17 protein-coding genes, 1 tRNA gene and 2 pseudogenes are annotated in these 18,164 nt (G+C 35.6%); 10 read left to right on the forward strand and 10 right to left on the reverse strand.

The annotated features are described in order from the left end of the window. Positions 1-10: 10 nt before the first annotated feature. From fmt to ABWU69_RS07320, 3 genes and pseudogenes are all read left to right on the forward strand, one after another. A complete protein-coding gene (gene fmt / locus ABWU69_RS07310; RefSeq protein ID WP_265034921.1) occupies positions 11-910 on the forward strand; it encodes a methionyl-tRNA formyltransferase in 900 nt (299 codons plus the stop codon). A gap of 87 nt (positions 911-997) precedes the next feature. Next, on the forward strand, positions 998-2,518 hold the full coding sequence (gene purH / locus ABWU69_RS07315; RefSeq protein ID WP_265034922.1) for a bifunctional phosphoribosylaminoimidazolecarboxamide formyltransferase/IMP cyclohydrolase: 1,521 nt from the start codon (positions 998-1,000) through the stop codon (positions 2,516-2,518). A gap of 145 nt (positions 2,519-2,663) precedes the next feature. Further along, positions 2,664-3,505: pseudogene (locus tag ABWU69_RS07320) on the forward strand (IS982 family transposase). A gap of 215 nt (positions 3,506-3,720) precedes the next feature. On the opposite strand, the pseudogene ABWU69_RS07325 reads toward ABWU69_RS07320, so the two are convergent. Together ABWU69_RS07325 and ABWU69_RS07330 are read right to left on the reverse strand one after the other, a co-directional pair. Next, a pseudogene (locus tag ABWU69_RS07325) lies at positions 3,721-4,624 on the reverse strand (transposase). A 482-nt stretch (positions 4,625-5,106) separates the two neighbouring features. Next, the gene (locus ABWU69_RS07330; RefSeq protein ID WP_265026289.1) at positions 5,107-5,601 is read right to left on the reverse strand and encodes an RDD family protein; all 495 of its coding nucleotides are present in this window, start codon (positions 5,599-5,601) and stop codon (positions 5,107-5,109) included. Between the two features lie 143 nt (positions 5,602-5,744). Between ABWU69_RS07330 and icd the strand changes: the two genes are divergently transcribed. The 3 genes from icd to metG all read left to right on the forward strand — a co-directional run bounded on the left by icd (position 5,745) and on the right by metG (position 9,594). Further along, the gene (gene icd / locus ABWU69_RS07335) at positions 5,745-7,172 is read left to right on the forward strand and encodes an isocitrate dehydrogenase (protein ID WP_353285132.1); all 1,428 of its coding nucleotides are present in this window, start codon (positions 5,745-5,747) and stop codon (positions 7,170-7,172) included. 27 nt (positions 7,173-7,199) lie between these two features. Further along, the gene (gene nth / locus ABWU69_RS07340; RefSeq protein WP_353285443.1) at positions 7,200-7,838 is read left to right on the forward strand and encodes an endonuclease III; all 639 of its coding nucleotides are present in this window, start codon (positions 7,200-7,202) and stop codon (positions 7,836-7,838) included. A gap of 208 nt (positions 7,839-8,046) precedes the next feature. After that, the gene (metG, locus tag ABWU69_RS07345; protein ID WP_353285133.1) at positions 8,047-9,594 is read left to right on the forward strand and encodes a methionine--tRNA ligase; all 1,548 of its coding nucleotides are present in this window, start codon (positions 8,047-8,049) and stop codon (positions 9,592-9,594) included. A 27-nt stretch (positions 9,595-9,621) separates the two neighbouring features. On the opposite strand, the gene ABWU69_RS07350 is transcribed toward metG, so the two are convergent. Then, on the reverse strand, positions 9,622-10,572 hold the full coding sequence (locus ABWU69_RS07350) for a hypothetical protein (RefSeq protein ID WP_353285134.1): 951 nt from the start codon (positions 10,570-10,572) through the stop codon (positions 9,622-9,624). Positions 10,573-10,696: 124 nt separating this feature from the next. Next, the gene (locus ABWU69_RS07355; RefSeq protein ID WP_265034928.1) at positions 10,697-12,148 is read right to left on the reverse strand and encodes a replicative DNA helicase; all 1,452 of its coding nucleotides are present in this window, start codon (positions 12,146-12,148) and stop codon (positions 10,697-10,699) included. 107 nt (positions 12,149-12,255) lie between these two features. On the opposite strand from ABWU69_RS07355, the gene ABWU69_RS07360 reads away from it, so the two are divergent. The 3 genes from ABWU69_RS07360 to ABWU69_RS07370 all read left to right on the forward strand — a co-directional run bounded on the left by ABWU69_RS07360 (position 12,256) and on the right by ABWU69_RS07370 (position 13,474). Beyond that, positions 12,256-12,338: transfer RNA gene (locus ABWU69_RS07360), tRNA-Leu, on the forward strand. A 24-nt stretch (positions 12,339-12,362) separates the two neighbouring features. Beyond that, on the forward strand, positions 12,363-12,959 hold the full coding sequence (locus ABWU69_RS07365; protein ID WP_353285135.1) for an RDD family protein: 597 nt from the start codon (positions 12,363-12,365) through the stop codon (positions 12,957-12,959). Between the two features lie 335 nt (positions 12,960-13,294). Continuing rightward, on the forward strand, positions 13,295-13,474 hold the full coding sequence (locus ABWU69_RS07370; protein WP_265034929.1) for a hypothetical protein: 180 nt from the start codon (positions 13,295-13,297) through the stop codon (positions 13,472-13,474). Positions 13,475-13,550: 76 nt separating this feature from the next. Here the strand turns inward: ABWU69_RS07370 and ABWU69_RS07375 are convergent, their stop codons facing one another. The 5 genes from ABWU69_RS07375 to rpmE all read right to left on the reverse strand — a co-directional run bounded on the left by ABWU69_RS07375 (position 13,551) and on the right by rpmE (position 16,881). After that, entirely contained in the window at positions 13,551-13,751 is a 201-nt protein-coding gene (locus ABWU69_RS07375; RefSeq protein ID WP_353285136.1) for a hypothetical protein, read from the reverse strand. A 4-nt stretch (positions 13,752-13,755) separates the two neighbouring features. After that, the gene (locus tag ABWU69_RS07380) at positions 13,756-15,108 is read right to left on the reverse strand and encodes a hypothetical protein (protein WP_353285137.1); all 1,353 of its coding nucleotides are present in this window, start codon (positions 15,106-15,108) and stop codon (positions 13,756-13,758) included. Between the two features lie 548 nt (positions 15,109-15,656). Further along, complete coding sequence (locus tag ABWU69_RS07385) at positions 15,657-15,824, reverse strand: hypothetical protein (RefSeq protein ID WP_353285138.1); 168 nt, start codon at positions 15,822-15,824, stop codon at positions 15,657-15,659. Positions 15,825-15,844: 20 nt separating this feature from the next. Further along, positions 15,845-16,639, reverse strand: coding sequence for an NAD kinase (locus tag ABWU69_RS07390; protein WP_265034936.1), 795 nt, complete (start codon positions 16,637-16,639; stop codon positions 15,845-15,847). Between the two features lie 38 nt (positions 16,640-16,677). Beyond that, positions 16,678-16,881 (reverse strand): 50S ribosomal protein L31, encoded by a 204-nt coding sequence (gene rpmE, locus ABWU69_RS07395; protein ID WP_250294634.1) that lies wholly within the window; start codon positions 16,879-16,881, stop codon positions 16,678-16,680. Positions 16,882-17,009: 128 nt separating this feature from the next. Between rpmE and fabD the strand changes: the two genes are divergently transcribed. Further along, the gene (fabD, locus tag ABWU69_RS07400; RefSeq protein ID WP_265034937.1) at positions 17,010-17,990 is read left to right on the forward strand and encodes an ACP S-malonyltransferase; all 981 of its coding nucleotides are present in this window, start codon (positions 17,010-17,012) and stop codon (positions 17,988-17,990) included. Here fabD and ABWU69_RS07405 read toward each other — a convergent pair. Further along, positions 17,982-18,122: a hypothetical protein gene (locus ABWU69_RS07405; RefSeq protein WP_265034939.1), complete on the reverse strand. Its 141-nt coding sequence runs from the start codon at positions 18,120-18,122 to the stop codon at positions 17,982-17,984. The genes fabD and ABWU69_RS07405 overlap by 9 nt on opposite strands. Between the last annotated feature and the right edge of the window lie 42 nt (positions 18,123-18,164).

The raw sequence follows: 18,164 nt of genomic DNA on the forward strand, positions 1-18,164 counted from the left end.
ACTTGAAAGCGTGAGAATTATTTTCATGGGGTCACCGGAATTCGCTGTTAGTACGCTAAACTTACTATTGAAATCACAGAATGAAATAGTAGCAGTATACACCAAGGCTCCAAAACCTTCAGGGCGTGGACAGAAGCCAACGAAATCTCCAGTACATGTTATCGCTGAAGAAAGTAACATAGAGGTATGTACTCCTATCTCTCTAAAGTTTTTGGCAGAGCAGGAAAAATTTAGAAATTTCAAACCAGACGTTGCAGTTGTAGCTGCGTATGGATTGATACTCCCAAGAGAAATTTTGAATATTCCAAAATATGGTTGTATTAATATTCATCCTTCATTATTACCAAGGTGGCGTGGTGCAGCTCCGATACAGCACACAATTTTAGCAGGAGATCAAGAAACCGGGGTTAGCATTATGCAATTGGATGAAGGATTAGATTCCGGCCCTATTTTAAAACAGGAAAAATTTCTTATCGAAAAGAACGATAATTACAAGACATTGCATGATAAATTATCTAAGCTAGGCAGTGATTTACTGCTGAAAGTGCTAAACGAAATTGAAAAACAGGTTCCCTTAAAACAGAACGATAATGATGCATGTTACGCTGACAAAGTGGAAGACTATAAAATTTATGCAAGTGATGCTTGTGAAGTTGCTTATAGAAAGGTTAAAGCATTTTACCCAAAAGCGTTCATCAAGATAGAGAATAAACGTATCAGGATACTTGATGCTGACTTTGAAGCTCTCGCTTCAGAACAAGGTAAGATCGTTAATGATAATATGCACATAAGTTTAAAAGGTGGCACTTTAATTCCTAAAGTTGTACAAATGGAAGGGAGAAATCCTTGCAGTATTGAAGATTTTATTCGTGGCTTGAAATCAAGCATGGTAAAAAAATTTATAGAATAGACTACTTTAAAGAAGAGCTTAGTGTAGAAATGTAATAGCTAAATTTCCTTTTCTTAGATATAATCCTATAAAACTTTCTGTACAAAAATGAAAATACAAAGAGCTTTAATATCAGTATACGATAAAACGAATATAATTGATCTTGCATCGTTTTTAACGCAGCAACAAATAGAAATTCTTTCAACGGGAAATACTTATAAAGTGCTATCTAGTGCAGGAATAAAAACACAAGAGGTCTCAGATTACACACAATTTCCAGAGATACTGGGTGGTAGAGTGAAAACTTTACACCCTAAAATTCATGGAGGAATACTTTGTGATCGAGAAAAGCACAAAATGGAAATGCAAAATCTAGGTGTTGAGCCAATAGACCTGCTTATAACTAACCTATACCCATTTTGGGAGACAGTAAGTAGCGGCTCAAATGAAGAGCAAATCATAGAACAAATTGATATTGGTGGAGTGGCGTTAATCAGAGCTGCAGCAAAAAATTTTCATTTTACTTCAGTCATTTCCAGCATTCAAGACTATGAAGCACTGAAAGCTGAGATGATAGAAAATAACAATAAAACAACATTGGAATATAGAAAACATTTAGCAACCAAAGCATTTGCTCTCACTGCACACTACGATTCTAATATTCACAGTTGGTTTTTATCCCAGAGTAAAAATAATGAGTTACCAGAGTTTTGTGCTCTATACGGGCATAAAGCACAAGTATTAAGGTATGGTGAAAATCCCCATCAAAAAGCTGCATTTTATAGTAATCAATTTACAAAATATCCGTTGGAAAAAATACATGGAAAAGAGCTGAGTTATAATAACATAGTAGATATAGAATCCGCACTTAACATAATTTCTGAGTTTAAAGAGCCTGCAGCAGTGATAATCAAGCACAATAACCCATGTGGCGTTGCTGTTGGTGATAATGCTTTGGAGGCATATGAAAAAGCTCTATCGTGTGATGAAGTAAGCAGTTTTGGCGGAATAGTCGCCTTAAATCGGGAGATAGATTTAAAGCTAGCAGAAAAATTAAACGAGATATTTTTGGAAGTAGTGATAACACCGTCAGTCAGCAATGAGGCACTAAAAATTTTACAAAAAAAGAAAAATTTAAGAGTGATTATTCATAAATCTTTCCAACAAAATGTGAAATACCAAATTAAAAATGTTGTTGGTGGGTTTTTGGTGCAAGAAAATAATAACCACACAATAAAAGCAGAAGAAATGAGCCAAGTAACAGAGCACACTGCAACAGACAAAGAAAAAAAAGATCTTATTTTTGCCTGGAAAATATGTAAACATGTAAAATCCAACGCAATAGTTATAGCAAAAGACGGTTGTGCTATTGGCATCGGTGCAGGACAAACAAGCAGAATAGATAGTGTTAACATTGCAGTGAAAAAAGCAGGTGAAAAATGTAAAGGTGCGGTGCTTGCTTCAGATGCATTTTTCCCATTCCCAGATAGCATAGTAGAAAGTACAAAACATGGGATTACAGCTATAATTCAGCCAGGTGGCTCGCTAAAAGATCAAGATGTGATAAAAGCTGCAAATGAAAATAAAATTGCTATGTTTTTCACTGGCGTTCGCAGTTTTTTCCATTAGGCTTTGTGTCTTATCCAAACTACACTGCTACAACTATACGAACATCGTCTACCATGCACGCTAACTATGGATTAGAAAAATAGTAAGAGAGGAGGGAAAAAGAGGGTAAACTCCAGTATTTTAGCAAGAAATAGGAGGTTACCCAATGAATAAGAATATAACAGAATTGTTCTGTTTTGTAGATGATTATTGTAAAATAATAGATGAAAATTTTGCCAACAGACTGTTGTCTAATGGTAAAAAACCTACCAGAGTGCCAGAAATAACGTATTCTGAAATTATCACAATAATTCTACTATACCAGCAATCTAGATACGAAAATTTTAAATCATTTTATCTATATTACTTAAAGTTGTTACATAAGTCGGACTTTCCAACACTACCTTCATATGATAGGTTTATTGCGTTAAAACCACGAGTTTTGTGGTATTTAGCAATGTTGCTACAGTGGTTAAGCAAAAACCACAGGCATTTCCTATATTGATTCAACTTCAATTGCAGTATGTCATAAAAAAAGAATCTAAAAACACAAAGTCTTTGCTAGAATTGCAAAAATAGGGAAAAACACTACTGGCTGGTTTTATGGCTTTAAATTACATATGGTAATCAATGAAATAGGTAAGGGGTTATTTTGACAAAGGGTAACGTTGACGATAGGAAACCAGTTCCAGACCTGACTAAAAAGTTAGCAGGTTTATTATTTGGAGATAAAGGTTATATTAAAAAAGATCTATTTTTTTGATAGAAATCTAAAGCTTGTTACCAAGGTGAAAAAAGGTATGAAAAATGCATTAATTCCTCTGAAAGAGAAGATTTTGTTACGGAAGAGATCGATTATCGAAACGGTCTTTGGTTACCTAAAAAATAGATTGGAAATTGAACATACTCGCCATAGATCTCCTGTTAGTTCACATTTTTTCCACGCTTATTTCATATTCCCTAAAACGGAAAAAACCTTCTATTTCCAGCACTTTCTTTACCGGCTAATCCATAGTTAGCGTTAGAGATACCGTGAATAAATCACGGTATGACGTAGAGCTCGCGTTAGCTATACTTTTATACTCACCAACTCAGTGTCCAATCTGGATCCCAGTATCAAGCACTGGGATGACAGGAGAAGGAGGCTACTTGGATGACACCACTTTTGCTTCAATATTTGCGATGCCCCTGAACAGACAATGGCGTCAACTTAAGAACTTTCATTAGCAAACTCTCCTAAAGACATGATGGCGTTTGGGCTTATCTACCTTATTGCAGCTGTCCTGGTCGGATTTTAACTTTAGCGCGTATACTTGCTCTATCAAAAAGGGCTTGAAAGTTTTTTGGCGCAATAAGTACCTGATAGAGTTTCTGCCTCATTACACCAAATAAAACTGAAAAATTTATCAGCAATTTTATCTGGATTCCAAGGCCCTTGTGATATGAAGCGACAATATATTACACATGACTAAGTTTGCCCAAAATTCTTGTAATACAGCCTCTAAATTTACGCCAGAAAAATTCTCTAACTCTGCACCTATTTTGAGTCGTTTATAGCACTCTTCTATATGCCACCTTAACACATAAGCTTTGCTCCAAAGTCTCGGTCAAAAACTCTGTTTCCCCATTGGCTAATGTAAGCACTATTACTCTTACTTTTTGGCTTTTCGTTTTATTTTCTAGCACAAAATCTAATTCACCAGATGAACCATAGCTTGCTATAATTTCTTTTTTGCAAGCGAAAAATAAAGTCTACTTTCAATTCATAATGCTGCTGAATAAATTTTAATGAAGACGGTCGTAGATAAATAATTTGATTTAATGAACGCATTTGAGTAACGACTTCAGGTTTCTGCTAACGTTTGCTCAATAGGCTGTTTGGATGCTTAAATTCTTTAAGACCTGTATTTATATCTTGCTTTAGAAAAAGCTTGCTTTGAGGGTGGAACTTAATGAGCTCACATTCTATTTCCTAAACTTTTCTTAATTAACTTTAAAATCATAGAAAATACTGTCGTAAAAGGAAGTTTTCTTGTTCGTGTAAAACTCAACACAATGGATTCTCTGAAAAGCTTTCGAGTATATTATATTTTTAATTTGTAGAATAAGTTTTTTTCCTTTTTGCATGTTTCACCTAAAAAGGACATATTTTAGACTTCTTTGTTGAAATAAAACAGAAACAAAAGTGCTGTTTATTGCAGCTTTTGGGTAATTTAATGGTAAAAAATTTAGAGAGAAGTTTTATACACAATCACTGATATTTTCCCTTAAGTTGACGCCATTGGCTGAACGGATACCTTTAAATTGGCGCTGTAATAATTTGCTGACGCTTAGTTTAAGCGCGATTTGGCTGAATGTAGAAAAAATAAAAAAGACATGCAGCCGCTATAATTTTATGTAATCCGCCAATAAATACCCTGAGTTTTTTACTGAATTTTGTCATTGAGCCTGCAGGTCAAAAACAATGAGTCATAAATACCCTTAATACTACAATAAGGGGGCTGGCGGAGTTTGTCAAGTAAGTTTTTGTAGCTCTCATGGTTTTTGGATTCTAACTAACGTCATGCGCTGGAATAACACCATTGGTGGCAGACAGCTAAAGAAAAATATCAACTAGGTTTATAGTCTATTACTACTGTTTTTGCAATTTTGTCGTGAAGAAATTGTTTACGCTGGTCAAGGATTGCAAATAATATGATTAAGATTGATACAACTATGAATAGACTAGAAATATTGAATAGTGTGTAGCAGATTATAAAATATAATACTCCAAAAACTGCTGTTCTGCTTATTGCTTGTATTAGAGTGATTTTTTCAAGTGTATTTTCGTCTTTTACACGCATGCGAAGTAACAATTGTCCTGGAGTACCACCAAATTCTATTATCGTAAATACATAAAATATTAATTCCAATATCAACCCTATTACTTGTATAGTTACTGCTTTATCTAAAATCATTTCAGTTACATTGAGTGATAGAGAATATGCTAAAGTAAATCCAATGATAAATCCGATAACAAACCCCATTCCCTGTGCTAAAACATAATCGATTGCAAATGCAAAAATACGTCTTGTAATCCCTGCATAACTTACTTTAGTATCCATACTCTGCCCATGTTCTACTGTGACATAACTAGTATGAAAATATGTTATTAAATAACCGTAAATATACTAATTTGGATAATACTAGCTGCTTGTGCCACTCTATTATTTGAATTAACATTAAATCATTTATAACTAGGGAAGTTATGTCAACACCAATCACAGTTGCATATGGTGATGGTATCGGACCAGAAATCATGGAAGCGGTGCTGTCGATATTGCGCAAAGCGGAAGCAAAAATCTCAATGGATATTATTGAAATAGGGGAGCGTGTTTATAATAAAGAATGGTCTCACGGAATTTCTCCAAGTGGTTGGGAATCAATTGAAAGGACAAAAATATTATTAAAATCTCCGACAACAACTCCTCAAGGTAAAGGCCACAAAAGCTTAAATGTAGCACTCAGAAAGAACCTAGGGTTATATGCAAATATCAGACCATGCGTTTCATATCATCCTGTTATAGAAAATAAATTCGATAAGTTTGATATCGTAGTAATACGTGAAAATGAAGAGGATGTTTACACTGGAATAGAGCATAGGCTCACTGGTGACTTTTACCAATGCACTAAAATTATTACTAGATCTGGCTCAGAGAAGATATGCAGGTACGCTTTTGAATACGCGAAAAAACACAACAGAAAAAAAGTAACTTGCCTGACTAAAGATAACATAATGAAAATGACTGACGGAACTTTCCATGCAGCGTTTGATCGCATTGCAAAGGAATACCAGGACATAAAGGCAGAACATTATATAGTTGATATTGGAATGGCACGTGTTGCCACAGAACCGGAGAATTTCGATGTTATAGTAACTGAAAATCTATATGGCGATATATTATCGGACATTGTGGCACAAACTTCAGGGTCTGTAGGGCTTGCCGGAAGTAGTAACATTGGCAACGAATATGCGATGTTCGAAGCAGTGCATGGTTCTGCTCCTGATATTGCAGGAAAAAACATAGCCAATCCTTCTGGTCTTTTAAATGCTGCAGTGCATATGCTAATTTACATAGGTCAAGTGAGTACTGCAAAACTGGTTTACGATGCATGGCTCAAGACTTTGGAGGATGGAATACACACTGCCGATTTATATAAGGAGAGAAGGAGTAAACAGAAAGTTGGTACAAAAGAATTTGCAGAAGCTGTTATAGATAATCTAGGAAAGAAACCTGGAATATTACCTGAGCTTATAATTGGCAGTGGTTCGGATAGTAAAATAAATAAAGTACAAGACAATTACGAACAAGATTACAAAGTTAAAAAGCTAGTGGGTAGTGATATAACTCTCGCTTGGGACAAATCCAGTAATGTTGATCAAATAGTAGGATTATTTGAATCGAGTAATCCGCAAATTATAGCAATATACTCAAAAGGACTTGCGATTTGGCCAGGAAACTCAAAACCTTCAAGTGACCAAATAACCTGTAGGTTTATCGCAAATAATGAAAAGCAAGCTATTACAAATAGTGATGTAAATAACTTGCTAATCAAACTCGAAGAAAATAGCTTTGATGTGGTGAGAATGGACAAATTGTATTTGTATGATGGGAAAGAGGGGTTCTTCGTTTAAATATTTAAAAGAGGTGTGGTAAATGAAATGGACTCAAAAAAAGTAGAATTGATATTTGAAAAATTTCAGCAATCAAATCCTACGCCAAAAATAGAGCTAAATTATACCAATCATTTTACGTTACTGATTGCGATAGTTTTATCAGCACGGACAACCGATGTAAGTGTTAATAAAATTACAAGAGAACTATTTAATATCGCTAATACGCCAGAAAAAATGCTGAGCTTGGGACAAAATGAGCTGAAAAAATGCATAAGCAGTATTGGTTTATATAATTCCAAAGCAAAAAACATAATCGGGCTCAGCAAAATATTGATTGGGCGGTACAATAGCAAAGTGCCTACTGATTTCGATGATTTGGTGTCTTTACCAGGGGTTGGGAGAAAGAGCGCTAATGTGTTCTTAAATTCGGGACTTGGCATTCCAACATTGGCGGTTGATACTCATGTTTTTAGGGTGAGCAATAGAGTTGGACTTGTGAAAGAAAAAGATGTGTTTAAAACAGAGCAATCTCTTTTAAATGTAGTTCCAAGAGAATACTTGCTTTATGCTCATCACTGGCTAGTTTTGCATGGTAGATATGTTTGCAAAGCACAGAAACCTTCGTGTGAAACGTGTATAATTCATGATTTATGTGAATTTGAGTGCAAAAGGTATAAGGTCTAGTATTTCTTCTTTTGTCATCTAAGTAGCTCATAGAAATGCAAAAATTCCTTGACACCCTTTTGGATGGAAATCAGTGTCAGCTACTTTCATGACACCATCTGCTGTGCGGATTGCTTTCTAAAACAAACGTTTGTATAGTTATACATAGTGTACTACATATTGATTTTTATTATTAGCACAGATACGATAAAGCTTTAAGCACTGGATAATGAAGCAATTCGAGAACTTTTACATCACCACGCCAATATATTACGTAAACGATAAGCCGCATATCGGTCATGCATACACTTCTCTTTTGTGTGATGTTGTGGCAAGGTTCATGAAACTAGCTGGAAAAAATGTCAAATTTACCACCGGTACAGATGAACATGGACAAAAAATAGAAAAAGCAGCTAAAGCAAAGGAAATGCAGCCAAAAGAATTTACAGATGAAGTGAGCGTTTCATTTAAAGAATTGGCTATGTTTATGAATTTTGAGTATGACGATTTTATTCGCACTACGGAGGAGCGTCACAAAAAAGCAGTTATAGCTTTATGGAATAGACTTGAAGAGAGAGGACAAATATATTTGGATTCCTATTCGGGTTGGTATTCAGTTCGTGATGAAGCATTTTATCAGGAATCAGAACTGATAGATGGCAAAGCACCAACAGGTGCTGAGGTTGAGTGGGTAAAAGAAGAGAGCTACTTTTTTCGCTTGTCAAACTGGCAAAACAAATTACTGGAACTCTATAAAAATCAGCCAAATTTTATCTTTCCTGAGAGCAGAAAAAATGAAGTGGTATCGTTTGTAAGATCAGGACTCACTGATCTTTCAATCTCTCGTACTAGTTTTAACTGGGGAATAAAAGTACCAGGTAATGACAAACACGTAATCTATGTCTGGATAGATGCATTAACCAATTATCTTACATCAATAGGTTTCCCTAGCACAGAAGATGAAGGATATAAGAAGTTTTGGGCAAGTGACAGCTCTTCCAACGTTCATGTAATCGGCAAAGACATATTACGCTTTCACGCTGTATATTGGCCAGCAATTCTCCTTGCAGCAGGCCTGCCACTGCCAAAACAAATTGCAGTTCATGGTTGGTGGTTGAACGAGGGAGAAAAAATATCCAAGTCCCTTGGTAATGTCATAGATCCAATCGGCTTGGCTGAAGAGTTTGGTGTTGATCAACTACGCTATTTTCTCCTCAGGGAAGCAAGTTTTGGCCAGGATGGCAACTTTAGTAAGAAAAACATGATCAGCCGAATAAACTCAGAACTGGCAAACAACATAGGCAATTTAGTACAAAGAACAATTTCATTTTTACACAAGCAATGTTCTGGAATTGTACCGACAATCGATCAAAGCCTACTTAAAGGTGAAGAAAGTCTTCCAGGTTGCAAAGCTATACTCGATCAGGTGATGAATCACCTATCAAAGTATGAGTTTAACCAGATTATACTTCTAATTATCAACATCTCTTCTGAAGCCAATGCTTATATAGACAAAAGTGCACCCTGGATATTAAGCAAAACCGATAGAGTGCGTATGAACTTAGTAATCTACAAACTACTGGAATATATCAGGATAATTGGCATTTTATTGCAGCCAATTGTTCCCAAATCAGCAGAAACGATACTCGATCAACTGCAAATTCCAAAAGAGCAACGTGATTTAAAATCTTTGTGCGACGCGTGCGTAAGTTCAGGCATAACATTGCCTAAACCTACGCCGTTCTTTTCGAAGTTTGATGTTAAAGTGGAGAAATAGTTTTTACACTATTTCTCCTGGATAAAATTAACTTGCAGCAACTACAATAGAAGTCACTGGTGGAAAGCTTAAAGTAGTGTCAAACAAATTTATTGTAGGATTTGCTTCAGTTTTGCTTGCTGTGTTGTTACTATAAGTGTGATTAGTCAAATTCTTACTCCATTGAGGCTCATCTTCTTCAGATATACCGAAATTATTTTTGGCAAACTTTTTAGAATCAGCTAGTGTTTTTCTATACTCATCAAGCTCACATTGTAACTCATAAGGACGTTGCATAGTGGGATTAGGACAAGTAAAAGATGAGTTTGAGCTTAAGGTATGATTTCTGACACTATTAACAGAATTGCTTACTGCATTAGATGAGTTGTTGGCACCAGTAAATCCTCTATTGGCAGCGATATATGTTGCTCCTGTTCCTACTGCTATCCAGCCTACTGTTTTTAAGCTAGGAACCAGATTACGTACTGACTCAGTTGATGGTATAATATCATAGACATCTTTCAAGCGACGCTTAGCAATATCAAAAATACGCCCACTACTGCACGCTTCTTTTACAGTTGTAACTGCTTCTTCACATGCTGTTTTGATATCCTTTATTACTTGCGGAACAAAAGTTTTCTTGTGTTTAAATTTTTCTATTTCTTCTTTTGGATTATTAATCTCCTCATTTTTTTTATTAATTTCAATTTTCTGCTTAGAAATTTCTTCCTCTTTAGCTTCTACTTTACTTTTTTCATCAGCAAGCTGAGCTTCCTTCTCAGAAATAGTTTTGTTTTTACTAATTGCAGCATATGAAAGTGCAATAGCTACAGCAGAAAATACAGCACCACCAATAATAAATGGAAGGCCAACATTTAAGGCTGCAACTGGAGCTAAGAACCCAATATAAGGAGCTGCAGCAAACACTCCTGATGCCAATAAAGTGAAAGTAGCCAAAGTTCCAGTTATATAATAGGGTACATTGTTTTTATTTATCACGATTATTCCTCACGTATTATAAAATATAGTATCATTATAAAAGGATTTTTAAGAAATTGTCAAGTTAATTTTTTACATAAAAAAAATAATCAATGAACTTGGGAACAAGAAGATTGCTGCCAAGCTACAAACTATGCCTCTCCGTGTAATCTTTAAATGAACCTCTGTTAGAGTCAAAATATAGTTTCACACTGCCAATTGGTCCATTTCTCTGCTTTGCAATAATGAGCTCTGCAATGTTTCTAATTTTTTCCATTTTCTCTTGCCATTCCCGATGTTTATTGTTCCCTTCATTCGGCTGTTTTCTTAGTTCATAATACTCTTCTCTATAGAGAAACATTACTATATCTGCGTCTTGCTCTATGCTTCCTGAATCACGTAAATCAGAAAGTTGTGGTTTTTTGTCATCCCTCTGCTCAACAGAACGAGAGAGCTGAGATAGTGCAACAATGGGAATATTTAGCTCCTTTGCAATTGCTTTCAAACCCTGCGTCACTTCCGAGATTTCTTGCACTCTATTTTCATTACTCCTTTTTGTTGTTCCTCTGATTAGCTGCAAATAATCAATGAATACCACTTCTACATTATATAATTGATACAGCAAGCGTATTCTGGTGCGAAGGGCACTGATTGATAGCGCAGGGGTGTCATCTATGATAAAAGGCAGTTCAGATAATTCTGTACTAGTATTGATAAATTCATGCAATTCAAAATCACTAATTCTCCCGGTTAATGCCTTATAATAACTAATCCCTGAATCTATAGTGATCAGCCTTGCAGTTAATTGCTCTGCTGACATTTCAAGCGAGAAAAACGCTACATAGTGTTGTTTATCTGCTCTTTTTTGCAACATCTTACAAGCATTAAGTGCGATGTTTAGCGCCAATGCTGTTTTACCCATAGAAGGCCTTGCAGCTAGAATTAATAGGTCAGATTTCTGCAAACCACCAAGAAGCTGATTTAGATCTTGAAGTCCGGTTGTAACGCCCAGCGCTTCTGGATTATTTTTCAGCGTGCTGATCTTCTCAACTACGTCTTTAATTGAACTTGCAAGTTTTATATATGTTTTCTCACCTTGTTTTTTTATTGCTAAGTTGAACAATTTTGTCATTGCTTGTTCAATTTGCGCCTGTGCAGGATTTTCAATATCGTAGTTGTAGCTATCACCAACTATTTCTTGCCCGAGCTTAATTAAACATCTCCTTAAGTAAGTGTCACGGATTATTCTAGTCAAACTATAGATATCAAGTGCAATACTTGCTTTAGCTGCAAGCTTTGCTAAGTACTCTACCCCACCACATTCGGTAAATGCTTGGTCGTTCTCAAAAAACATTTTTAGGCTGAGTTCATTGGCAATTATGCCGTGTTTTCTGGTTTTGGATATTTGCGTAAAAATACTTTGATGTAATGGATCATAGAAATTTTCTGCTGTTATTGTGTCTTCAACTGCATCACAGATTCTATTATCACGGATCATTGCACCAATAAGCATTTGCTCGGCTTCTAAATTATGCGGTAATTTGCATATTTCCTTGTCTACACCTCTTGAACTGAGGAGACTAGCTAATTCATTCATTTTAAGTTTTGAGAGTAACTGTTGATTATTGTAGAATATTTAGTTTTGATTTGAAAGACATATAAAATTTGACTAATTTTGTGCTACCTATAGCATTAAAACTTAATGCCCCTGTGGTGGAATGGTAGACACGGCAGACTCAAAATCTGTTGCTTGCAAAAGCATGCTGGTTCAAGTCCGGCCAGGGGCACGTTAAATATTGGAAAGCATATATATGTTACATAAATTTTTTGATCGTTTATTCTCTATTTTTTCTTCTATAAATGTTATTCAAAAGGTAAAGAAAGATGAAAATGGAATATGTTATGTAACGGGCCTCAGGCGCTATATATCAGTATTGCTTGATTTGATTATTATTGTCTTGTTCTTGCAGTTTTGCAGCCAAGCCTTAAATCAGCTCTTTATGAACTCAGAGGATAGCAAAATATTAAGTCAAATTGCTGCAAAATCCCAAATGCAAGCACCACTGTCTGCGGAAGAAAAGACAATGCAGAGTAGACTTATAAAATTACTAATCCTAAATCAAATAGTCCAATGCATTATGCTCTTTTGCTATGTAACATATATGTGGGTAAGGTTTGCTGCTACACCTGGAAAACTATTACTTGGGCTTAGAGTTGTGGATGCACAAACTTTCGAAAAGATAACTTTAAGACAAGCAACAAAGAGATTTTTTTCCTTTATATTGTCAGTTGCACCATTATTTCTAGGCTTCATATGGTCAAATTTCAACAAACGCTGTCAAACTTGGCACGACAAGATCGCAAGCACAGTGGTTGTCACGAGTAAAAGCCTTAGAAGGCAGAACTAAAAACTACTTGACACCCTCCGCCAGCCCCCTTATCATAAAACTGAAGGTATTCAGTGATCTTCATCTGTGCAGATTAAACAGCAAAAAAACAACGTAGTTGGCGTCTTATTTTTAATTTTTTGCACTATGTGCACCTTATGTCTTCACAACATTTCTAGGTTTTTACCTATATAAGCTGAAACGCGCTTATAAGTCGTTTAAGACAGTATAGTACGCCAATTTGCAGGATTAGGGAGTGAACACTAATTACCACGGGGTTTCTTTTGCCTTTTTTTCTGCTTAGTAAATTTCTTAAACATTTTAGCTAAAGTTAGTTGCACTTAAAAGCAGCTAAATTGCAGCGTTTAAGGCTTAAAAAACGCCAAATACTGAAAATAGACAATGACCAGGGCTTCTTTTGCCTTTTTTTTTGTTTAGTAAATTTCTTAACGTTTGTAGCTAAACGACAACCGTCATCCCAGTACCTTCTCTTGTCATCCCAGTGCCCAGACACTGGGATCCAGGAATTTTATTAAGTTGGTAAGCATAAAAGTAGCCGTTTTATGCTAAAGTACAACGTTTTGATGATTATGAAAAAGCTGGATTCCAGTGTCAAGCACTGGAATGACACCCTCTTGGATGGAAATCAGCGTCAGCTACTGGGATGACACCTTTGGGCACTGCCGTCATAAAGGAACCAGTGCCTGCTACTCGGATGACAGATGGAATGGCACTGTCATTATAAAGTGAACCAGCGTCGCGCGCCGGGATGACGAAGAAAGAGCATAAGGCATTGTGTTTTACGTTGTGCATTTTATTAACCGACACTATAAACAACATCCTTACAATTATGAGATTGGACTACAACTTGCTCAAGCGTTAAGCTGCTGCGTTTAGCGTCTTTACTGTGATTTTCCCCAAGAACATTTGTTCTTTCGTGTTTTATTTCTTCAATGAATTTCTTGTTAACGCTTTCAGGATCAATCTTTTCCTGAGAATATATAAGGTTAGTGCAATTTGTTTTTCTATAATAATGCACGCCAGAACATATAATTAATAATGCAAATACACCTGAACCTATAAGTAATGATAATCCTATGTTATTAGTCAAAGGGTTTTGGTAAAATTTTTGTACGTTATTAACACCGCCTTCCGCGTACAGCAATAAAGGAAGTGCTATATTTGCAGCAACTACACCGGTCAGTAATGCAGTAAATAGTGGCCTATTGTTAATTACTGATTCTATTTTACTAGTTTTACTAATTACTTTTTTGTCAATGTTCATGAAGTCGTTTTCAGATTCCAAAGCATTAAATACAAAATTTGAATGAGTGTTATTGCTATATTCCAGTCTTACAGATTTTATAGCTTTATTTTCTGGCTGACACCCCAACACATTATCTAAAATTTCATCTGCATCTTTTCCTTGAGTTTTATGCTCTGCAGTATTTCTAAATTGCTTTATTGCAAAAAGTATTGGACTAATTGCAAGCACCGCAGCAAGTGCGATAACTGGTATAGTGATATATTTTGGGCTGTTTGTAAAAAATGCAATAAATTTTGCTTTATCTTGTAAATATAATAAAGCTGCAGATGTGCTGAGTATAATAGCAGTTGCACTAAAAATTATAAAACCCTTCTGCTGCATGGCATACTTTGCTCTTGGCAAGAATCTGTTTGTTTTTTTGCTTGAGCTGATTAGAGGAGTTTCTGAACCCACTTCACTACTTTCAATGTCCGCATCATCTTCTGGTGTAAAAGGAGTTGGAGGTGTACCTGGATCACCAAATTTGTTACTGAATGATTCTTTCAAATTTTCTAATGTTTTGCTGCTATCCCAAGGTTCGCTATATAATGTTTCTTGAGAAGGTGGTCTTCTTATTCCAGTGCTTTGATTACCTATTCCACTATCTAAACTCTCTTTTGGAGTTTTTTTGCTGAAATCTACAGTTGCATAATCATGATTCTCTGGGCTATTATCTTCTTTATCAGAATTCGGATTATCAAACGAATTTGTAGATTGTGAAGTTTCACTTTCATCATCTTTTTTTTGGGGAACGCTTGTCCTAAGTGCTGGTATTGGTGAGGTTCCTGGACTTGTCTTGCCATCTTTACCTATTGGTGTATAAGAAAGTGTTTTTACTGTATCTTGATCTTGTGTTCCTGGCATATCTGCTCCAAAATTAATTACTATGCTGCATTGATTACGCTATAGTTATTAAGATCTAGTAAATACCAATTTACAGATAATGTATCTGTTTAGCAGAGTGGCAAAATAAGGTAGACGAGAAAAGACAACTATAGGAACAAATGGGTGTCATGCAAGTAGCTGACACTGGCATCCAGTCCTTTCGCACAAAAAACGTTGTAAAGCGCTTTCGTGTTTACCAACTTAGTGCCCAATCTGGATCCCAGTGGGCTTTGTTGCATCGCTAGCTATGATGGATTAAAGATAAAAAAGATGGAGAATATCAGTAGCTTATTATTCTGGTATTTATAACAAGAACGGTCAGTGAATACCTAAATTTGAGTAAAAGAAATTTCACTACCACTCACTAATCCGGCTAAAATTCAAGAATTTCAATGCTTTAGCTATTTTCAATAGAATTAAGTTTATTAATATAAATAATAAATTACTATTCTTAAATTTGATCAGATTGATTGCAAAAAAACAAGATTTTCAATAAGTTGCTTATAATCCTAACTATAGTTAGCCTTTCATAAGTAGCGATGCAACAAAGCCATCCCAGTGTCAAGCACTGGGATGACAAGAAAGGGAGCACTGGGATGACAAGAAAGGGAGCACTGGGATGACAAGAAAGGGAGCACTGGAATGACATCACAGGGGCACTGGAATTTTTGTTTCAATATTTGTACATTAGCCATGCATCTGAACAGATACATTATTAGTATAGAAATTGTCTATCAAAGATCCTTTCATTCAGAGGGTAATCTTTGTCGAAGAGCAAAGTTATTGTGTTTTCATGGTCTTTTTGTATTTTTATCTGTGATATATTATGAAACTCCTTATAATCTGATACTACAAGTGCTGGACGGTTTTTTGTGTCGTTAATGTCAATTTGTACGATCGTATCATTTGAGATTAGTGCTCCATTCCAATGCCTTGGGTAATAGCTATTAATAGAGGTCAGTGCAAGTAAGTTTGAATTTAGTGGTAAAATTGGGCCACCGGCAGAGAAGTTATATGCAGTGCTGCCTGTGGGAGTAGATAATATTACTCCGTCCCCTCTAAATTTTTCTACTTTTAGCTTATCATTAATAGTAATATTCATCTCTACTATTTGATTTGCTTTTCTAAAAACATATACTTCATTTACTGCTATGTAATGATATCTCTTGCCACTTGTGTCTGTTGCTTCCATTTTTAGCAAAGTTAACTGAGTTGAAGTTGCATGCTCTATATGATCAATTAAATCTTCACTGCGGCTAAAGCATTTATTCATCAAAAACCCAACATTGCCAGTGTTTACTCCGTATACGTGTGTGTTTTTGTTTTCTATAACGTAATTATGCAAGGTGCGTAGCATAAAGCCATCACCGCCAACAACTATCAGTAGATCAATTTCGGACTTATTTTCTTCTGTTATATTGATAAAATTAAGTTTCTTTAATAGTTTAGATACTTCCTGCGATTTTGGTGATTGAGAAGCAACATAGCCTATATTTTTGTATTTATGCATACTTCAGTAAACTCTCTAAAACTTAAAGAGGAGGAAAATTAGAAAATGCTTCCATATTTATCGTTAAACTTAGCTAATTTGCTAGTTTTACTTGCTGACCCGCTTGTCAAACTTCCAGTCCATGCAGGGTGAGTAAGAGGATCTCTATCAAGCTTTACCCTGTCGCCTTCCTTTCCATAAGTGGAACGAGTTTCAAACTCTTGACCGTCTGTCATAACTATAATAATTTTATGATAATTCATTGTTGCTTATAAACTTTTAGTCAGTTAATATTCTAGTGAACTTAATTCACTAAGTCAATCATTATTCTAAAATATTGACAAAAAATAGATAAAATGTTATACTTAATAGGGAATAAATAATAGTTATCATGATTTTCGCTTTCCCTGGTCAGGGCTCTCAGTTTGTAGGAATGGGAAAGAGCTTATATAGTGAGTTTTCCGTTGCAAGACAAGTATTTAATGAAGTAGATAGCATATTGGGTAGAAAGCTGTCTCATTTAATCTTCAACGGTCCTATTGAAGAATTAACCATTACAGAAAACGCTCAGCCAGCTATAATGGCAGTGTCAATTGCAATGCTACGCGTTATCGAGCATGTGTTTGGCAAATCTCTTTTCACTGATCACAATGTTAAATATGTTTGTGGGCATTCAGTTGGCGAATATACAGCGCTATGTGCTGCAGGGGCATTGACTCTTGAGTCTGCAGTCAAGCTGCTAAAAGTTCGCAGCGAAGCAATGCATGAAGCTTCACTGAAATGTAAAGGCGGAATGGTTGCGTTGCTTGGAGCAGAGATAAATGAAGTGGAAGACATATTAAGATCAGCCAAAATTGACGGAATTTGTGAAATTGCAAACGATAATGGCGGTGGGCAGGTAGTGGTAAGTGGTACTGCAGAAGTCCTTGAGATATTACCTGATTTATTCAAAAACTCGAGTGTGAAGAAATTGATTAAATTACAGGTTAGTGGACCTTTTCATTCATCTCTTATGAAACCTGCTGATGAAAAAGTTTTGGAATTTTTGAAGGGTATTAAAATGACTCGCCCTATAGTTCCTTTGATATCAAATGTTACAGCTAAAGAGGAGAGTGATCCCAAAGTTATAAAAACTTTGCTTGCTAAGCAAATTATAAGCAGAGTGAGATGGAGAGAAATGGTTTTACATATGGCGCGTTGTGGTATTAACAAGTTCGTTGAAATTGGCCCTAATAAAGTTTTATCTAATTTAGTCAAAAGGATTGACCAATCTATCAGTACAAAAAGTATAGATAGTATTGGTGATATTGACAGCTTCTTTAATGAATCATTAGTACTAACAGCGAAAAATTTAAAAGTTGGGTTAAGTTAAAACACATCTATTTGATGTCATTCCGGTGCGTGACGCACAACTGTACGAACATTCATTCTTGAAGGTAAACTGCACAGCAAATGGTGTCATTCCAGTGCTTGACACTGGAATCCAGCCTTGCCGTAATCTCATCAAGAACGTTGTGTTTTAACATAAGATCAGCCACTTTTATGC

The sequence above is a fragment of the Wolbachia endosymbiont (group A) of Beris morrisii genome (assembly GCF_964028185.1).
In the GTDB taxonomy this organism is placed as follows: Bacteria; Pseudomonadota; Alphaproteobacteria; order Rickettsiales; family Anaplasmataceae; genus Wolbachia.